17 protein-coding genes are annotated in these 16,649 nt (G+C 43.4%); 13 read left to right on the forward strand and 4 right to left on the reverse strand.

Annotated elements, in window-relative coordinates; all coding sequences use genetic code 11:
* The first annotated feature begins 166 nt into the window (after positions 1-166).
* Positions 167-688, forward strand: a complete 522-nt coding sequence (locus D3H55_RS19465) for a hypothetical protein (RefSeq protein ID WP_136035748.1) — start codon at positions 167-169, stop codon at positions 686-688.
* Between the two features lie 567 nt (positions 689-1,255).
* A complete protein-coding gene (locus D3H55_RS19475) occupies positions 1,256-1,441 on the forward strand; it encodes a hypothetical protein (protein ID WP_119548972.1) in 186 nt (61 codons plus the stop codon).
* Positions 1,442-1,499: 58 nt separating this feature from the next.
* On the opposite strand, the gene glpT is transcribed toward D3H55_RS19475, so the two are convergent.
* Entirely contained in the window at positions 1,500-2,864 is a 1,365-nt protein-coding gene (gene glpT / locus D3H55_RS19480; RefSeq protein WP_119548973.1) for a glycerol-3-phosphate transporter, read from the reverse strand.
* 446 nt (positions 2,865-3,310) lie between these two features.
* On the opposite strand from glpT, the gene D3H55_RS19485 reads away from it, so the two are divergent.
* Positions 3,311-3,793, forward strand: a complete 483-nt coding sequence (locus tag D3H55_RS19485; protein ID WP_119548974.1) for an STAS domain-containing protein — start codon at positions 3,311-3,313, stop codon at positions 3,791-3,793.
* Between the two features lie 104 nt (positions 3,794-3,897).
* Here D3H55_RS19485 and D3H55_RS19490 read toward each other — a convergent pair whose 3' ends face one another.
* Entirely contained in the window at positions 3,898-5,664 is a 1,767-nt protein-coding gene (locus tag D3H55_RS19490) for a sigma-54-dependent Fis family transcriptional regulator (RefSeq protein WP_119548975.1), read from the reverse strand.
* 239 nt (positions 5,665-5,903) lie between these two features.
* Here D3H55_RS19490 and D3H55_RS19495 point away from each other — a divergent pair, with 239 nt between their 5' ends.
* From D3H55_RS19495 to D3H55_RS19520, 6 genes are all read left to right on the forward strand, one after another.
* Complete coding sequence (locus D3H55_RS19495; RefSeq protein WP_119548976.1) at positions 5,904-6,929, forward strand: zinc-dependent alcohol dehydrogenase; 1,026 nt, start codon at positions 5,904-5,906, stop codon at positions 6,927-6,929.
* 20 nt (positions 6,930-6,949) lie between these two features.
* The gene (locus D3H55_RS19500) at positions 6,950-7,957 is read left to right on the forward strand and encodes a TRAP transporter substrate-binding protein (protein WP_119548977.1); all 1,008 of its coding nucleotides are present in this window, start codon (positions 6,950-6,952) and stop codon (positions 7,955-7,957) included.
* A gap of 83 nt (positions 7,958-8,040) precedes the next feature.
* Complete coding sequence (locus D3H55_RS19505) at positions 8,041-8,517, forward strand: TRAP transporter small permease (protein ID WP_119548978.1); 477 nt, start codon at positions 8,041-8,043, stop codon at positions 8,515-8,517.
* Positions 8,517-9,782 carry a TRAP transporter large permease gene (locus D3H55_RS19510; RefSeq protein WP_119548979.1) on the forward strand — a complete coding sequence of 422 codons (1,266 nt, stop codon included), beginning with the start codon at positions 8,517-8,519 and terminating at the stop codon, positions 9,780-9,782. Before D3H55_RS19505 ends, D3H55_RS19510 begins: the two co-directional genes overlap by 1 nt.
* Before the next feature lie 45 nt (positions 9,783-9,827).
* Entirely contained in the window at positions 9,828-11,105 is a 1,278-nt protein-coding gene (gene otnK / locus D3H55_RS19515) for a 3-oxo-tetronate kinase (protein ID WP_119548980.1), read from the forward strand.
* Positions 11,098-11,697 (forward strand): class II aldolase/adducin family protein, encoded by a 600-nt coding sequence (locus D3H55_RS19520; protein ID WP_205685511.1) that lies wholly within the window; start codon positions 11,098-11,100, stop codon positions 11,695-11,697. Before otnK ends, D3H55_RS19520 begins: the two co-directional genes overlap by 8 nt.
* Positions 11,698-11,774: 77 nt before the next feature.
* Here D3H55_RS19520 and D3H55_RS19525 read toward each other — a convergent pair whose 3' ends face one another.
* Positions 11,775-12,908: a retropepsin-like aspartic protease gene (locus D3H55_RS19525; protein WP_240628686.1), complete on the reverse strand. Its 1,134-nt coding sequence runs from the start codon at positions 12,906-12,908 to the stop codon at positions 11,775-11,777.
* Positions 12,909-13,116: 208 nt separating this feature from the next.
* Here D3H55_RS19525 and D3H55_RS19530 point away from each other — a divergent pair, with 208 nt between their 5' ends.
* From D3H55_RS19530 to D3H55_RS19540, 3 genes are read left to right on the forward strand one after another with little or no spacing between them, the layout of a single operon-like run.
* Complete coding sequence (locus D3H55_RS19530; RefSeq protein ID WP_119548983.1) at positions 13,117-13,851, forward strand: methionine ABC transporter ATP-binding protein; 735 nt, start codon at positions 13,117-13,119, stop codon at positions 13,849-13,851.
* 6 nt (positions 13,852-13,857) lie between these two features.
* A complete protein-coding gene (locus D3H55_RS19535) occupies positions 13,858-14,520 on the forward strand; it encodes a methionine ABC transporter permease (RefSeq protein ID WP_119548984.1) in 663 nt (220 codons plus the stop codon).
* Between the two features lie 19 nt (positions 14,521-14,539).
* Positions 14,540-15,379 carry a MetQ/NlpA family ABC transporter substrate-binding protein gene (locus tag D3H55_RS19540; RefSeq protein WP_119548985.1) on the forward strand — a complete coding sequence of 280 codons (840 nt, stop codon included), beginning with the start codon at positions 14,540-14,542 and terminating at the stop codon, positions 15,377-15,379.
* 56 nt (positions 15,380-15,435) lie between these two features.
* Here D3H55_RS19540 and D3H55_RS19545 read toward each other — a convergent pair whose 3' ends face one another.
* Entirely contained in the window at positions 15,436-15,969 is a 534-nt protein-coding gene (locus tag D3H55_RS19545; protein WP_119548986.1) for a hypothetical protein, read from the reverse strand.
* A gap of 98 nt (positions 15,970-16,067) precedes the next feature.
* Between D3H55_RS19545 and D3H55_RS19550 the strand changes: the two genes are divergently transcribed.
* Positions 16,068-16,619 (forward strand): ribonuclease FAU-1 family protein, encoded by a 552-nt coding sequence (locus tag D3H55_RS19550; RefSeq protein WP_119548987.1) that lies wholly within the window; start codon positions 16,068-16,070, stop codon positions 16,617-16,619.
* Positions 16,620-16,649 lie beyond the last annotated feature (30 nt).

A 16,649-nucleotide genomic window follows, 5' to 3' on the forward strand; every position in this document is an offset into this window, starting at 1 on the left:
TTTGCTCTGGTTTTTTACTGTTAAATATCGTGCTATTTACAGCGTTATTTCTGCTGCTAATTGGTGTGTGATTTAAGGTTTTCCCTCCCTCAACGGAATCCGTTAGTAATTTTACTGCAGGTTCTTCTGAACGGGTATTTCGTTTATGGTAAAATAAGGATAGTGGATGGTTGTCGATTTTCGGGTGAAGGTGCATGATGCTTTGTCTGGAAGAAGGGGGTTAAAGCGTTTGGGATATCAACATTATAAAGAAATTTTGAGAACGACTGTTGGACAAGAATGTTCCCTTATTTACTGCAATACCCTTAGTTATAATATTTCTACTGGAATTTTTGAATTATACGAACCTGCAATCTTACGGATAGGAAGGAAGTATATTCGTTTCGAGTTTATTTTAGAGAATGCAGGCGCAGACGAAAAAGAACAACACATTTTGGACATTCAAGTGCAAGACAGACCTTTTCCTTTGCCGCACACTCAATCAGAGTTTGGTTCAATAATGTTTAAGGAGCCGATATCCTCTATTGGAGTTTGGGCTGTGATATCTGAAGTGATCATTCACTCGGACAGTATTCTTGAATCTGTTACTGGAGTGGAGATGATTCTGGGCAATTCAGGTTCGATAATGTTTACACCCAATAACTCATATAGCGGGTGCAGTATATTATTTAAAGACTCTGTTAGTTAATATTGTTGGAGATGAATTCCAATTAATGGCCTGAAGATCCTGGCTAATCAATCTTCGTGCCTTTTAACTACAGTATAAATCTCTCCAAATTATCGTGAGAAAAGTAGTTTCGTCTAGTTTGCAATGGATACTCATTTGCTTAGTCTATGTTGACTGGAGCGGAAGGTGTGAGATCTCCTGCGGGACTAGCGGGACAGGTGAGACCCCGGAAGCGAAGCTGAGGAGGCTCAACGCCCGCCCCGCGGAGTCCCACGCCTGGAGTGGAAGTCAACGTCCCTTTTTAAAACAACAATACTCTTTAAAAGAGCCTATTTGAAAAATATAATTTATGTAGGAACTATCAATTGGTGCACTTCAATTTCGCCAGCAGGCGATAGTTTCATAGAAAATCTCCAAGAGATACGGACTTTCTGGAATACTAGCCATTCAAACCGGAACATTAAGTACAGATTAATCTTCAGTCTCGTCAGTCTTTATTAATGATTGATTTTTAACAACCTGAAACCTTAACGAACTTTTTTCGTATATCTATAAAAGAAGTATTCTTAGATATGGGGAGGAAGGGCCATGGGAGCGGGAAGGATCATTATATTAGCCATAATGGCAGGGGTATACTCTGGTATTTTAGATGGGATCGAGGCTGAAACAGGGATGAATAGTATTGGAAGCGCACTTATATTAGTTTTAGTAACATTCCTGACAGGTTATCTTCTGTTTAAGTTTAAAAGGAAAGATGTAAGCACAAAGCATTAATAGTTTTATGAAAATAGAGAAAAGACCCGTCACCATGAGCGACGAGTCTTTTTTTACATTAAGCGTTCTTCACAACATCTTGTCCGCGGACATTCCATGTCACAGCGAATAGGATTGTAGCGAGTACACATGAGATAGTCAGCAGAATGAAACCTGCATCCCAGCTTACGCGTTCTACGATGAGTCCTAATAAGGCATTGGCCATTACGGCACCGCCTAAATAACCGAACAGGCCAGTCAAGCCTGCTGCAGTACCGGCAGCCTTTTTCGGAACAAAGTCAAGAGCTTGCAGTCCGATTAACATAACCGGCCCGTAGATCAGGAATCCAATCGCGATCAGTGCGAAGTTATCAATGAGTGGATTTCCTGCAGGGTTTAACCAGTAAACGACAACTGCTATCAATACACCAAGCATGAAGACGAATCCGGCAGGTCCGCGTCTTCCTTTGAACACCTTATCCGAGATATATCCGCATAGAAGAGTTCCTGGGATACCGGCCCATTCGTATAGGAAGTAGGCAACACTTGAAGACTCCATATCAAAGCCTTTTTCTTCGTTTAAGTATGTCGGTGCCCAGTCAAGTACACCGTATCTTACGAAATAGACAAATACATTCGCAATGGCAATTGCCCATACCCATTTATTATTTAGTACATATTTAAATAGAATTTCTTTTGTTGTCAGTTCTGTTTCATACATCTTTCTGGATTTGCTTGGATAATCATCACGGTACTCTTCAATCGGAGGAAGTCCGACTGATTGAGGTGTATCCCTCATAAGGAAGTAGGATATGACCGCTATGATGATAGCTACGATGGCCGGTAAGATGAAGACACCTTGATAGCTTGTGTACGCTTCTCCGAACCAGGCACCCATGATGGCGACACCGCCGATTGCCAATGGAGCCATCAAGCCGCCGCCGACATTATGGGCGACATTCCAGATGGCGGTCTTTCCACCGCGTTCACTGACACTGAACCAATGGACGAGGGTACGCCCGGAAGGTGGCCAGCCCATTCCCTGGAACCATCCGTTTAGAAATAACATGACAAACATAATAGCTACTGATGAAGTGAAAACCGGGATTGTACCGATTAACAAACTGATGATGGCAGATAAGATCAAACCTAAAGGTAAAAATATCCTGGCATTACTCCGGTCCGAGACCGTCCCCATGACAAATTTACTTATCCCATAAGAGATGGAGATGGCGGAAAGAGCCAATCCGAGTTCCGTTTTTGTGAACCCTTCTTCCTGCAAGTAAGGCATGGCAAGGGAGAAGTTCTTACGGATAAGGTAGTATGCAGCATACCCGATGAAGATTCCCATGAATACTTGAAAGCGGAGCTTCTTGTATTCAGGATCAATGCGATCCTCGGGCAGTCTTTCGACAGGGGGAGCTGGTTTTAGAAAGTTAAGCATATCAACATTCCTCCTCTGAAAATTTTTTGATGAACATGGTGATGATGGGATGTTGATTGATTGTTAATTCAATAGGATTACACGTCCAAAGCCTCCTTGATTGGGAATTCAGGAATTAAACAATTAATCACAAAACAGAAAAGAGACCCACACTGAATGGACAACTCCTTAGGGAAGTTGTCTGTCATGTGTAAGTCTCTTTTCTCCAACACCTTCTTAACTTGTACAATTAACTTACAATATTTTGATAGTTGTGTCAACGCTTTCAATCTATTTTTTTCTTCGAACGGCCTTCCACTAATTACCTATAAGGGGTAATCGCAGTAAACGTCAATCTTCCTGTATAATCTATCTGTCGAAATATGATGGAATTAGTACTTTTATAGTACGATCCTTCTTGATGATGGTATAATATTGGTAGATTACTTTATAAGAGGTGGAATTAAATGAATGAGTTGAAAAATCCCGAAGAGGAAATCCTTCAACTTAAAGAAAGAATCGAAGAATGCGAGAGATTGATCGATGAGCTTTCCGCACCGATCATTCCGTCCATCATTCCGGATACAATGCTTGTGCCTTTAACTGGGACGTTAAATGAAAAGCGTATAGATAATATCAAGAACAAGGTGTTGTTCAGCATCCAGAAACAAAAAGCCGATACGGTTGTGGTCGACTTTACTGGGATCAGCCAGCTGGAGGTTGAGGAACTGGGTATGCAGAACTTGATCTACCAAATCACTGAAATACAAACAGGGTTGAGGATGATGGGAGTCGAAACAATCTTTGTCGGCTTCTCGCCGAACTTCGCCCATGAAATCGTGATTTCAGGAGTGGATACCAGTCAATTCATCACCCATGCGACTTTCAGGGACGGCCTCAAATATCTGATGGGCAAAAAAGGACTGGAATTCAAGATAGTGGAAATCTAAAAAAGGGCCAGCTCCCCCGGTACACTAACGTGTCAGCGTACCGGGGGAGCTGGCTTTTGTTTTTGTGTTTACTGAAGAGTTTATTTTGCAAGGCGGAATAATGGTTATTTTACTTTTCTCCAAAGTGTACTCCGGCTGATTCCAAGCCTTTTGGCTGCTTTGCTGTGATTGTAGCCTTCCTCAGAGAGTACCAGCTCAATGATATCCTTATTGATTTCGTCCAATGTTTTGTTCAGATCGATGAAATTCGTCTCAATCTTTGCCTTTGGAAGGCTTTCATTAGCAAGAACTCTCTTCACGCTTTCAGGTTCAATATAATAGTCGTCCGTGAGTATGATCAATTCTTCAATCACTCTTCTCAGCTGGTCGATATTATAAGTCCAGTTAAATTCCTGCAGCAGATCCAATGCTTCTTTCTTCAATCCGAGAACCTGTTTGCCGTATTTCGGGATGAGGTCGCTTAGAAAAATACTGGCCAAGCTTGCGATATCCTCTTTTCGGTGGTTCAAATTCGGCAGGACCAATGGAAAGGCACCCATTTCGTTATTAATGAAATCAACAAGTGTACCATTATCGAACATGTTGGAATAGCCGCTGATGCAAGAGAATATAAAGCGGTTGCGTTTATGGACATAAGTATTTGATAAATACGATTCCAACAGGTTCTGGCTTTCTTCATTCAAAAAATGAATGTTCCGGATATAAATGGTGTAATCACTATTTAAAAAAGGAGAGTTTTCAGATTTGAAAATGGACGTCCAGCTTTTTTCGTTCATATACTTTGCATTGATGAGGATCATGGGATTCTTTCTGCTCTGACTATTTTGATAGATAGCATGGGCCAGAATGTTTTTTCCGCTTCCTTTTTCCCCGTATATCATAATAGGCGTATTCAATTTAGAATAGGCTTTGGCTTCGGTGATGATTTTGCTGTAAGTCGGGTTTGAGGTGGGGAACGCCTCAAAATTGATTTGGGGCCGGTCGGTAACATTTTTATAGGTAATGGATTTATCAAAGGGCTTGAGCGGCGGCCTTTGTTTTTCCAGGTAAAAAGTGGGATAGCACGACTTCTGGAAAGAAAGGATTTTTCCTTCTATCTTGTAGTGATCATCTCCTATGGTCTTGACCACGCGTATTTCGCTCTCTTTATTTAATACATCCAATAATTCTTCTGCCGCAATTGAGAGTGCCGTTTCATCTGTATTTGAATAGACAGGATTTGAAGCTTCATCAAAAGAGATAACGGTTACATTTAACTGTTGATTGATTTCATTGAAGAAAGCATTCTTCCGCTTTGCAGCTGACAAATATTCGAATAACTGTATCCCTTCAGAAAAAGCGTTGTTGACACTTTCCCTTCCGGAGGTAACCAATATAGTATTGAGGCCGAGCAGTTTAGCGTGGCTGGTAGTGATCACATCCCCGACAATCAAACTTACCCCTTGTTCTTTTAACTCTTGTAAAGAGTCGTCAATTTCCGAAATATGAGATAACGTACGGATAGTAAAGTCATATTCGTTCAGCTGGGAAATGATGGCCGCTGGCTCGGTGATGCTTTTGAACCCGACAATGGCAAATTTCCCAGTATAATTTTGAGTCAGTTTTATTGCACGCATCATATCAACGATGGAAAGTTTAATATCAATTACAGGAAGGTCGGTTACCTCTTTAATCATATCTGCAGTACCGGCCCTTGATATAATAAGGTCGAATTGTTCGCTGCTCTTCTCTTTCACGATCTCTAATCCCTCTAACATATTTCCTATGACGGTTTGGATTTCCAACTCGCTTCTTTCCTTTGCGACGTTATTTATCAGGTCTTTCAATCCTTCATAGGGTGCTATTGCAAGAGTTTTGATCTTTTTCTGCATTTTAAAAAACACCTCTTGTCATATATTCAAACATATATTACCACATCCTGCAGTTATAACAATAATTTGTTTTAAAATGACACATTAAGTTTCTGATTTTTTGAAGTTTGTTTTTAAAAAATTCTAAAAGTGTTTCAAAATAAAACATATTTGAGTATTGTGTTTATTGAAAGCGTTTTTATGTGTGCTAAAATGAAATTACACAAAACATAAAGACACACGCAATATGGAGGGGTAAAGTGAAATCAGCAGTTGTAGTTGAACCTAATAAAGTAGAAATACAAAATATCGATATTCCCAAAACAGGGGATAACGAAGTCTTGATTAAAGTTAAAACCGTTGGTGTATGTGGATCAGATCTTCACCTTTTTCACGGCACGCACGCATTCCGGAATCCTCCGGCCATCCTGGGCCATGAAATAGCCGGGGAGATCGTCGAAGTTGGCGAAGGAGTAACAAAATTCAAAGTCGGCGACCGTGTGACGGTCGAGCCTCATATCGGCTGCGGCGAATGTGAGTATTGTAAAAAGGATCTTTTGAACTTGTGTACCGGCAAGAAAGCTCCGGGTACTCCTGGCTGGATCGGAACGTTCAGTGAATATTTTAACGCTCCTGAACAAACAGTATATAAATTAGAAGATAATGTCCCTTATGAAATTGGTACATTGATCGAACCGCTCGCAGTGGGCATCCATGCGATCAGCAGAATTGCGGTACAAGAGAGAGATACTATCGCTATATTGGGATCGGGGACGATCGGCCTTCTGACGTTAGTTGCTGCAAGAGAAGCGGGCTTTAAGAATATCATTTGTACCGATACTCAACAATTTAACTTGGATATGGCTGAGAAGCAAGGCGCAACCCTTGTGCTGAATCCAATAAAAGATAATATCGAAGAAAAGGTTAAGGAATTCACGAACGGCAGAGGTGTTGACGTCGCAATTGTGGCAGCGGATGCACCAGTCATCGTTGACCAGGCTTCTTCTATAGTAAGAAAACGAGGCGAAGTAGGGATTGTGGCGATGATCACTGAACAAATTCCTGTAAACACTTATAATTTCGTCTTTAACGAAATTAACCTCTTCGGGGCAATGACTTACGAGACAAAGGACTTTGCGAAGGCGGCAGAATTGGTGAACAATGGCTTGGATTTGAGTGATTTCATTACACAAAGGCTTCCTTTGGAAGAGTCACAGGAAGCTTTGGATATATTGAGCAAGAAGAAAGAAAATGTTGTAAAAGTACTAGTTGAAGTTGAAAAATAAACAAACAAAGGGTGGGTAATATGAAGAAAATAATCAGCTTACTAACGTTTATGCTTTTGATCGGTACAGTGCTTGCCGGTTGTTCGGGTGATGACAGTGCATCAGGTGATGGAGGCAGTGATGATAAACTGGTCCTGAAACTGGGACATATCCAATCTGAAAATGACCTGTGGCATGATGGGGCATTGAAGTTCAAAGAAGAAGTTGAAAAGCTTTCCGATGGCAGTATTGAAGTTGAAATCCATCCGAACTCTACCCTTGGCGGAGATCGTGACATGGCGGAAGGAATGCAGATTGGCACAGTTGACTTTGCTCTGATTGCAGGCGTATTAGGGAACTTTGAAAAATCCATTCAACTATTGGAATTGCCTTATCTATTCAACAGCCAAGAAGAATACGACAAAGTCGTTCATGGCGAAGTTGGGCAGGAAATAGCAGATAAAGTGCTGGATGCTTCTGATATCCGCATTCTTAACTGGTGGGATCGTGGACCGAGACATGTAACTTCCAATAAACCGATCAATAGCTTAGAAGATATCCAAGGGTTGAAAATCAGGCTACCGGAAATCAAAGCGATGGAAGTGACTTGGAGTGAAATGGGCGCAGCACCTACCACAATGGCATGGAATGAAGTCTATACCGGCCTTGAGCAAAATGTTATTGAAGCTCAAGAAAATCCAATTCCATTCATCTATGGCGGAAGGATCCATGAAGTTCAAGATTACTTGGCATTGACGGCTCATAAATATGAGTATGTAACACTGGCAATGAGTGATATGACATGGTCGAAACTAAATGATGAACAGAAAGAAATCATTCAAAAAGCAGCAGATACTGCGACTGAATATGAAAACGGTTTAGTGGCAGAGCAGACAGATGAAATTCTGGAAAAAATGAAATCTGAAGGCCTGCAAGTTACAGAACCGGATACAACTGAGTTTGCTGAAGCGGCAAGAAAAGCTCATAAAGATTTTGCTGAGACAGTAGACATCGATCTTTATAACAAAATCATTCAAGAGCTTGAATAGCAATCTTGAATGACACAAGGAGAGGGAGTGGAGTCTTGATAGCTCTGCTTCCCTTTAATTTATTATGAGGTTGGGGGATACAAATGGAAAAGCTGGATAACATTCTGGTTAAGATTCTCTATTACATTTGCGCTTTTCTCATGTTACAAATGGCGGTGGTTGTAACGGCCCAGGTTATCTCTAGATACGTTTTCGGAAGTCCCTTCACCTGGACAGAAGAACTCGGCAGATACACATTCGTGTGGGTCTCATTCCTTGGTATGGCAGTTGCAATCAAGCATGGTTCACACATCGCTTTGGATATCCTGGTGAAAAAGTTAAATGGAGTAAGCAAAAAAGCTTTGATGCTTCTTAATAATGCATTGATCTTAGTGTTCGCGGGAGTATTGACTTTCAGCGGCTGGAAACTCGTGGAATTAGGTTCAAGGCAGGACAGTCCGTCATTGGGGCTGCCGATGGAATATGTTTATCTTGTCATGCCTGTTTCCGGGATACTCTTATTCTATTTCATGATAAGTGAAACCGTTCTATTATTTAAAGGAAAGGGGGAGAATGTGTAATGGGTGCCGTATTATTTGGTTTGTTTGCCATTCTATTGATATTAGGTATTCCGGTTGCGTTTGTGCTGGCATTATCCTCGATCGGTGCACTTGTTTTTGCAGATTATCCTCTGGTTGTCTTAGGCCAGCGTTTTTTTACAGCCCTGGATTCTTTCCCTTTCATGGCCATTCCATTATTCATGTTAGCTGGATCGATCATGGGCCATGGCGGTATTACCAGAAGAATTATAGATTTCGCCCTTTCCATCGTAGGTAACATCAGAGGGGCACTTTCTCATGTTGTTGCAACGAGTGGGATAATGATGGGTGGTATTTCAGGTTCCGGTGTAGCGGATACCGCCGCACTTGGTTCCATCATGGTACCGGAAATGAAAAGGAGAAAATATGACCCTGGTTTTTCTGCGGCATTAGTTGCTGCGTCAGGAAGCATCGGGTTGATCATTCCGCCTAGTATTGCCTTGATCATTTATGGAGTGGCGACACAATCCTCTATCGGGGACTTATTTATTGCAGGAATCATCCCTGGTGTATTAATTGGGTTGGGCTTCTTCATTTACTCTTACTTTGTTGCTAGAAAGAATAATTACCCTAAAGAAGGAAAAGTAAGCTTTCACGGAATTTGGACCAGCTTTAAAAAGGCGATTTGGGCTTTGTTGATGCCGATCATCATCATCTTCGGTATCCGGGGCGGTGTATTTACTGCGACAGAAGGCGGAGCGATCATCTCGGTCTATGCTTTCCTTATCAGCGCGTTTGTTTACAAGGAAATTAAGTTCAAGGATATTCCGAAGATTTTCTTTGATGCAGCGATAAGCACTGCGGTCATATCCACGATCATTGCCGCAACCACTCTATTCAGCTGGTTGTTATCAAGCGAACAGATACCGCAGCAGATCACAGCATCATTACTGGGAATCACAGAGAATCCGATTATTCTGCTGCTGCTGATCAACGTCATACTCCTTATTTGTGGAATGTTCTTGGACAGCGGACCTGCGATCTTGCTTTTGGCGCCAATTCTTGCACCGGTTTCAGCGAGTTTAGGGCTGGATCCAGTTCAATTTGGATTGATCATGGTCATCAACTTAACAATCGGATTATTGACACCGCCGGTTGGAACCTCCATGTATGTCGCGAGTAACATTTCCGGAGTTCCGGTTATGCAGTTATCAAAGAAGCTGATGCCATTCTGGTTCATCATGATAGCGGTCTTGCTCTTAGTGACCTTCATTCCGGGAATTACTACCTTCTTCATTGAAAACTAAGACCAACTATAACGTTCATCATTCTTATATAGAAAGGGTTTAATTATGGGACAGATAGTACTGGGCATTGTAGCAGATGACTTTTCAGGCGCAAGCGATGCCGCATCCTTTTTAGTGCAGCAAGGAATCAAGACGGTCTTGTTTAATGGCGTACCACAAGAACCGCTGCAAGATACAGAGGAAAAGATTGCGGTAGTAGTGGCTTTGAAAACACGGACGGAAGAAACGAATACAGCCGTTAAAGAATCGCTGAAGGCGTTCGGATGGCTGAAGGATAATGGTGCTGAACAACTATATAGTAAATACTGTTCAACGTTTGATTCCAGAAAGGAAGGCAATATCGGCCCCATCATTGATAGCGTGCTGGAAAAGTATAATATCAAATACACTGTGATTGCACCAGCTCTCCCTGTCAATGGCCGGGTGGTGAAAGAAGGACGTTTGATTGTGAACGGGGTCCCTCTGGATGAAACACATATGAAGCATCATCCGTTGACTCCTATGTGGGATTCGGACCTGGCTGAGTTGATGCGTCCGCAAGGCAAATATGAAAGCTTGAAGCTTACACATGAAATACTTGAACTCAGCAAGGAAGAAATTCTGAAGATGGTCGAGGAGTTCGGTGCGGATAAGGAGCATTTCTATGTAATCCCTGACTATGCTGAAGAAAAGCACGCTTTGAAAATTGTGGATCTGTTTGGAGATCTGGACCTGCTGACCGGCGGATCAGGCCTGATGACTTACCTTGGCCAAAAATATCGGAAGGAAAATGCTGCCTCGGAAATCAGTGACAGTTCAACTTCCGGTAAAGCGATTGTTTTGGCGGGCAGCTGCTCTGCAGCAACTCTTCAGCAGATTGAAGAATTCCAGAACAGCGGCGGTAAATCGATTAAAATCGACCCGGTCGATTTGGTTGAAGGAAAGCAGACAAAAGAAGAAATCTGGGAACAAATCGAATCAATGGATGAAGATGCTGTGCTGGTTTACAGCTCGGATAAGCCGGAGAATGTCAGGAAAGCACAACAGGCAGGAAGAGATAAAGTATCCGGGATGCTTGAAAGCACCACTGCCTTTATTGCGAAAAATGCAGAGAAGAGCGGTGTGAACCGGATTATCGTAGCGGGCGGTGAAACATCAGGCGCTGTTACACAAGTGCTTGGTTATGACTCCTATTTAGTGGGGGAGAGCATTGCACCTGGAGTGCCGGTCATGGTACCCCTGGAAAATAAAAATTTACGACTAGTATTGAAATCGGGAAATTTTGGTCAAAAGGATTTCTTCCTAAGATCCATTGACATCACAAAGGGTGATGTCAATGGCTAGCCTTGAACAAAAATTTCAAGAAGCGATTTGGATTGGGAAAGCTTTGTTTGACAGAGATAAAGCCACTGGATCATCAGCCAATATGAGTTTCCTTCATGAAGGGAAATTATATATTACGGGGAGTGGCACTTGTTTTGGGAACTTAACGAGAGAAGACTTTTCTGTAACGGATATGAAGGGAGAGCACCTCGGGGGGATCAAGCCGAGTAAGGAACTTCCCCTCCATAAGACGCTTTATGATAAAACCTCTTCCATTCAAGCGGTGATTCATACGCACAGCTTCTATTCGACATTATGGTCGTGCATGAATCATGAAAATGAACAGGATATCATACCGGAATATACTCCATATCTGAAGATGAAGATTGGAACCATCGGCTTGGTCCCATATGGAAAACCAGGTTCCCGGAAGCTGTTTGACTTTTTTGCTGAAAAGGTCAATGACAGTGATGGATATATTCTTAAAAACCATGGGCCGGTTGTCGGGGATAAAGATTTGATGTCTGCGTTTTATGCTTTGGAAGAGCTTGAAGAAAGCGCCAGGATTGCTTGGGAGCTGCGGAATGAGAATGCGAATTTAATAGAAGAATAATCATGATTCAAAAGCAAGTGGAGGGGTGCATTTCCACTTGCTTTTGTTTTGGGTGAACCAGCCGGAGAGAGCAGGATTTAGGAAGATATAACCTCCAGCCTTCTATTCTCATAATCAATGATCAGGCGCCCGTCTTTTGCTATATCGCTTCCGAAGACACCATCAGGCGTAAAGAAGGTGCCGAAGTCGGACAGCATCATCCGTACATTTTGAAGAGAGAGGGTCTGGCTGTCATTAAATTGGATGCTCAGGCTTTCTATGCTTTTGGTCTCTCTTTCTTTTATATCTCCAAGTCCTCCGCCGTGCAGGATCCTGGATTTGACAGTAAGGCCGTCCAGTTTTGTCAGGAGCGGCTGCCCGAAGTGGGTTTTGTTCGCGCCGGTGTCCAGGCCGAAATATAAACGGCGGCCATATGGTCCTTGGGCTTTTACAAAGGGTGCACCGCAGAAGAACAAGTTCTGCTCTTTCGCTTCCTTTTGTACAGGTTTTTGTATCATCACTTGGTTCTGCTTGTAGTCTATCTCTATATGCATGTGCTGGATAATGTCCCACCCAATGATCCCGTCAATGATCATCGTTTCGTTGAGGTGGGGGATCTCGATCTCTAACAGGTTATCTGCAAGGACCAGGGAAGGGTGTTTCGTAATCAGCACGCCTTCTATTTCAATAGACTCAATGAATGTGAGGCCTGTCTCCAGATCCTGATTTGTGGAGTTGCCCACCACCATTTCCTTCTCTTTTAAAAGGGTCATCCCGCATTCGTGGGCCAATGAATTCGATACCACGGTCATGCCTGCTCCAGTGTCCAGCCAGAAGAATTTCTTTTTTCCGTTAACTGTGATTTCGATGGTTGGACACCCTGAAAGGCTGGGTTTCATTGGGATATGTACAGGTGATTCCGGAAGTGAGTAAATGGCCGTTTCGGATTTGTGGCAGGCTTTAGCTATTAATCGGTTGCTGGTCTCGATACCAGGCTCATCTAGTAGTCCCAATGTTTCCATGTGCCCCCATGCCGAATTCGCAAAGTAGAGATCGAACAATAGTTTGGCTGCCTGTTGTTTTAAGGTGGAATCCCCGCCAGCGGTATAAAGCTGCTTTAATTGCTCTGCGGCAGTAAGGTCTTCACCTTTTGTAATAGAAACTAATGCTGCGGCAAATCCGTTGTAGCCAGGTTCATGTTCACTAAATTCGAACGTCTTCAATTCTTCCATACCCTTCAAAAAAATCCACCTCTCTGAAAATGGTCAATACCTATCCTGATTATAGCAATAAATGGGTGTATAACCTTGGGTTTCCTCTGATAAAATTTTCTTTTTTCCCAATAAACAGAAAAGGGCGGCTGACCTGACATCGCTGTTTTCTTAGGCTATAATTGTATGCGTCGTATTTTTACCCTTCATTAAAGAAAGGGGTTTATTTATGCTCTCGTTACAAGGTGTGACGAAAAGTTTTTCAGGATCTAAAGTCATTAAATCGGTTTCCTTGGATATAGATAAAGGCGAGATTCATGGGATCATCGGAGCCAGCGGTGCCGGGAAGTCGACACTGCTGAGGCTGATGAACTTGCTGGAGGTGCCGGATAAGGGTGCCGTCATGGTGAACGGGGAAGTTCTGACAGAGATGAACAGCCGGGGGCTTCGGGAAGCAAGAAAATCAATCGGGATGATTTTTCAGCATTTCAATCTGGCAGCCAATAAGACGGTTTATGAGAATGTCATGGTTTCGCTGGAGCTGGCGAATTTCCCAAAGAGAGAGCGCAAGAATCGTGTGTTGGAATGCCTGCGGTTTGTTGGTCTTGAGACGTTCAAGGAGAAATATCCTGCGCAGTTGAGCGGCGGACAGAAGCAGCGGGTGGCGATTGCCAGGGCGCTTGCGAATAAGCCTGGAGTGCTGTTGTGTGATGAACCGACCTCCTCCCTTGACCCCAACACAACCTCTGATATTCTCGGCGTTTTGGAAAATATCAATAGAAGCTTCGGTGTGACGATTGTCATTGTCAGCCATGAGATGGACGTGATCAAGAGCATTTGCAATCGGGTGACGGTCATGGCGGATGGAGAAATCTATGATACGGTGGATTCCACACCAAGAGGAATCCAAGCGAGAGATGACAGCCCGGATTATTTTGTAGAACAGCTGACGAAGGATGTGTGATGGACGATGCTGGATGTTTTAGTTCAATATGAAGCTGAAATTTGGCGGTCTATCGGGCAGACATTTGTGATGGTCGGGATTTCCATCCTGGCTGCCGTACTGGTCGGGCTTCCGGTCGGAACGCTGCTTTTTCTTTGCCGGAAGGGGAATCTGCTCCAAAATCAGGCTGTATTCTCGATCGTTAATTTATTGGTGAATATCATCCGCTCATTCCCGTTTTTGCTGCTCGTCGTATTCCTGATCCCTTTTACAAGGCTGATTGTCGGGACGGCGATTGGAACAGCAGCTGCGACGGTTCCGTTAGCGATCATCGCGATAGCCCATTACTCGCGGCTGGTCGAGCAGTCTTTGCTTGATGTGCCCAGAGGCGTGATGGAAGCAGCCATCTCGATGGGAGCTTCTGTGAAGGAAGTCGTTTTTATGTTTGTGTATGTCGAGGCGCGCTCAGGTCTTGTCCTTGGGCTGACAACATCGATCATCAGCTTCATCTCGTACTCCACGATCATGGGTGTCGTCGGGGGCGGAGGGATCGGTGACTTTGCCATCAGGTATGGATATCAGCAGTTCAAGACAGATTTAATGCTTTACATGATCGTCATCATGATCATCTTCGTGCAGCTCATCCAATTTCTTGGAACAACAGTTGCTCGGATAATCGATAAAAGATAAACCACAGGAGGAAATCATAATGAAAAAGATACTTTTACTTATGGCTGCGCTTTTGCTTATATTAGCGGGCTGCGGTCAGAATAATGAAGGAAATAATTCCGAAAAGGCTTCAGAGCCAAAGGATGAGAAACAGGAAGAAGTGACATTGAAGGTTGCTTCTTTAATCCCGCCAATGACTGAAATTCTTGAGTTGGTGAAGCCGAAGCTTGCTGAAGAAAACATCAATCTTGAAATGGTTGTCCTTGGAGATAATGTTCAGCCAAACACCGCTCTTGCCGCAAAAGAAGTGGACGCGAACTTCTTCCAGCATGTACCTTACATGGAGGAATTCAATAGAAGCAACGATGCGGATCTTGTCCCTGTAACACCGATCTATTTTGCCAATTATGGTGTGTATTCAAAGGAGTACGCGTCAATGGACGAGCTGCCTGAAGGTTCCGTGATCGCCATTGCCAATGATGTTTCCAACATCGACCGTTCTCTTTCTTTGCTTGCGCAGCATGGAGTGATCACATTGAAGGAAAAAGAAGATGTGTACTACACGCAGGCAGATATCGTGGAAAACCCTAAGAACTATGAATTTAAAGAAGTAGACCTGCTGATGCTGGCGAGGATGTACGATGACGCGGATGCCGTCGTCATGACACCGGCTTATGCAGCACCGCTTGGCTTGACGCCAAAGAGTGACGGCCTTTTAACAGAAGGTGTTGAAAATGACTTTGCCATCACACTGGTAGCCCGCGAAGACAATGCAGATTCCGAGCCGATCCAGAAACTGGCTGAAGCGATGACAAGCCCTGAAGTCCGTGCGTTTCTAGAAGAGAATTATGATGAAACGGCGATTCCGGCGTTTGAATAAGAATTGATGAGGACCCTTCTCTTTGTTTAGAGAGGGGTCTTTCGTATCTCATTGGATCATACAGCCTTTTTCCTCTCATTCCTCTGCTTTCTCATGTCCCGCCATACTTTCCGTACTCTGTATCCGTCTGTCGGGGTCCCGCCAAGGCCCTTTCTCCATTTAGGATATATATAAGGCAGGCTTGTCGAGAGGAAGGTAAAGACGTTGATGACGGTGAATGCCCTCATTAGAACAAATAATTCCCCAGAGAAATGAGGTGCAGCAGTCTGCGCAGCGACGGCAGCAATAAGCGACAGGGCTGGTCCTCCTGCATAGAAGGCCATACGCTGCTTATTGGACATTCTTTCGGTATACGGTTTTCCCTCCTTGTCCACTGAGGAACAGTATCCGAAGGTGGCGAAACGTAGATAAAAATTGATCCTGCCAATCTTGAATTTCGTTGAATTCTCAGTGTTGCTTGGACCGAGGAATACATTTGCACGGCTTTGTTTTGTGAACAGAATGGAACCCGCGGCGTGTCCGAGCTCATGGATCAAAACGGCCAGAGGCACCAGGAAGAGGTAGATGATCAACGCATTTACAAAAACCAATTTATCTACTCCTTTCGCTTTCCAAGTTCTAATTTTTAGATTATTCCACTTTATTTGGTATAATTTTACCATAGAATAGACCGGTACACTTAAGGGAGATGGACGTGCTGAAACGAAAATACGGAAATCGGCAGGGATGGAAGAGGATCATAGATAGCAGGTATGCTCAGTCTTTTTTGAAGAATGATGAGTTTAAGGGTTTCATCACCTTATTGCATACAGTGAAGGTCGCCCACCCATTGATGGTCAGGTATGCAGGTCACTCTTTCTGCATCGCGGATGATGGATATATGTGGCTTCACCAATTTCCTGAAGGGAAAAATCACTGTGTAACGACGATGTATAATGAAAAGGGCGAGATTGTTCAGTGGTATATCGATATCTGTGTGAAAAACCATCTGGAGGATGAGGTCCCCTGGATGGAGGACTTGTATCTGGACCTGGTCATACTGCCGACAGGCGAAATAATAGAAAAAGATGTGGATGAATTGGAAGAGGCGCTTTCGCTGGGAAAGGTTGATCGAAAACTGTATGATTTGGCGTGGAAGGAGCAGAGGGAAATCCTGCATCTGATAAAAGCGGGTGAGTTCCAGCTGCTGGAGGCCGCCTCTGCACATAAGGAACTTCTTATTAAAAAGCTCTTTTCGTAAACTTTGTTGCTTTTCAATACAAAATTTAAA

Origin of the sequence: Bacillus salacetis (assembly GCF_003581585.1) — a bacterium.
Taxonomy (GTDB): Bacteria; Bacillota; Bacilli; order Bacillales; family Bacillaceae_B; genus Rossellomorea; species Rossellomorea salacetis.

What these genes read in the sequence shown, in the direction of transcription:
- D3H55_RS19465 (WP_136035748.1), top strand. Translation starts at nt 167, where the DNA reads ATGGTTGTCGATTTTCGGGTGAAGGTGCATGATGCTTTGTCTGGAAGA.
- D3H55_RS19475 (WP_119548972.1), top strand. Translation starts at nt 1,256, where the DNA reads ATGGGAGCGGGAAGGATCATTATATTAGCCATAATGGCAGGGGTATAC.
- glpT (WP_119548973.1), bottom strand. Translation starts at nt 2,864, where the DNA reads ATGCTTAACTTTCTAAAACCAGCTCCCCCTGTCGAAAGACTGCCCGAG.
- D3H55_RS19485 (WP_119548974.1), top strand. Translation starts at nt 3,311, where the DNA reads ATGAATGAGTTGAAAAATCCCGAAGAGGAAATCCTTCAACTTAAAGAA.
- D3H55_RS19490 (WP_119548975.1), bottom strand. Translation starts at nt 5,664, where the DNA reads ATGCAGAAAAAGATCAAAACTCTTGCAATAGCACCCTATGAAGGATTG.
- D3H55_RS19500 (WP_119548977.1), top strand. Translation starts at nt 6,950, where the DNA reads ATGAAGAAAATAATCAGCTTACTAACGTTTATGCTTTTGATCGGTACA.
- D3H55_RS19505 (WP_119548978.1), top strand. Translation starts at nt 8,041, where the DNA reads ATGGAAAAGCTGGATAACATTCTGGTTAAGATTCTCTATTACATTTGC.
- D3H55_RS19510 (WP_119548979.1), top strand. Translation starts at nt 8,517, where the DNA reads ATGGGTGCCGTATTATTTGGTTTGTTTGCCATTCTATTGATATTAGGT.
- otnK (WP_119548980.1), top strand. Translation starts at nt 9,828, where the DNA reads ATGGGACAGATAGTACTGGGCATTGTAGCAGATGACTTTTCAGGCGCA.
- D3H55_RS19520 (WP_205685511.1), top strand. Translation starts at nt 11,098, where the DNA reads ATGGCTAGCCTTGAACAAAAATTTCAAGAAGCGATTTGGATTGGGAAA.
- D3H55_RS19525 (WP_240628686.1), bottom strand. Translation starts at nt 12,908, where the DNA reads ATGGAAGAATTGAAGACGTTCGAATTTAGTGAACATGAACCTGGCTAC.
- D3H55_RS19530 (WP_119548983.1), top strand. Translation starts at nt 13,117, where the DNA reads ATGCTCTCGTTACAAGGTGTGACGAAAAGTTTTTCAGGATCTAAAGTC.
- D3H55_RS19535 (WP_119548984.1), top strand. Translation starts at nt 13,858, where the DNA reads ATGCTGGATGTTTTAGTTCAATATGAAGCTGAAATTTGGCGGTCTATC.
- D3H55_RS19540 (WP_119548985.1), top strand. Translation starts at nt 14,540, where the DNA reads ATGAAAAAGATACTTTTACTTATGGCTGCGCTTTTGCTTATATTAGCG.
- D3H55_RS19550 (WP_119548987.1), top strand. Translation starts at nt 16,068, where the DNA reads ATGGACGTGCTGAAACGAAAATACGGAAATCGGCAGGGATGGAAGAGG.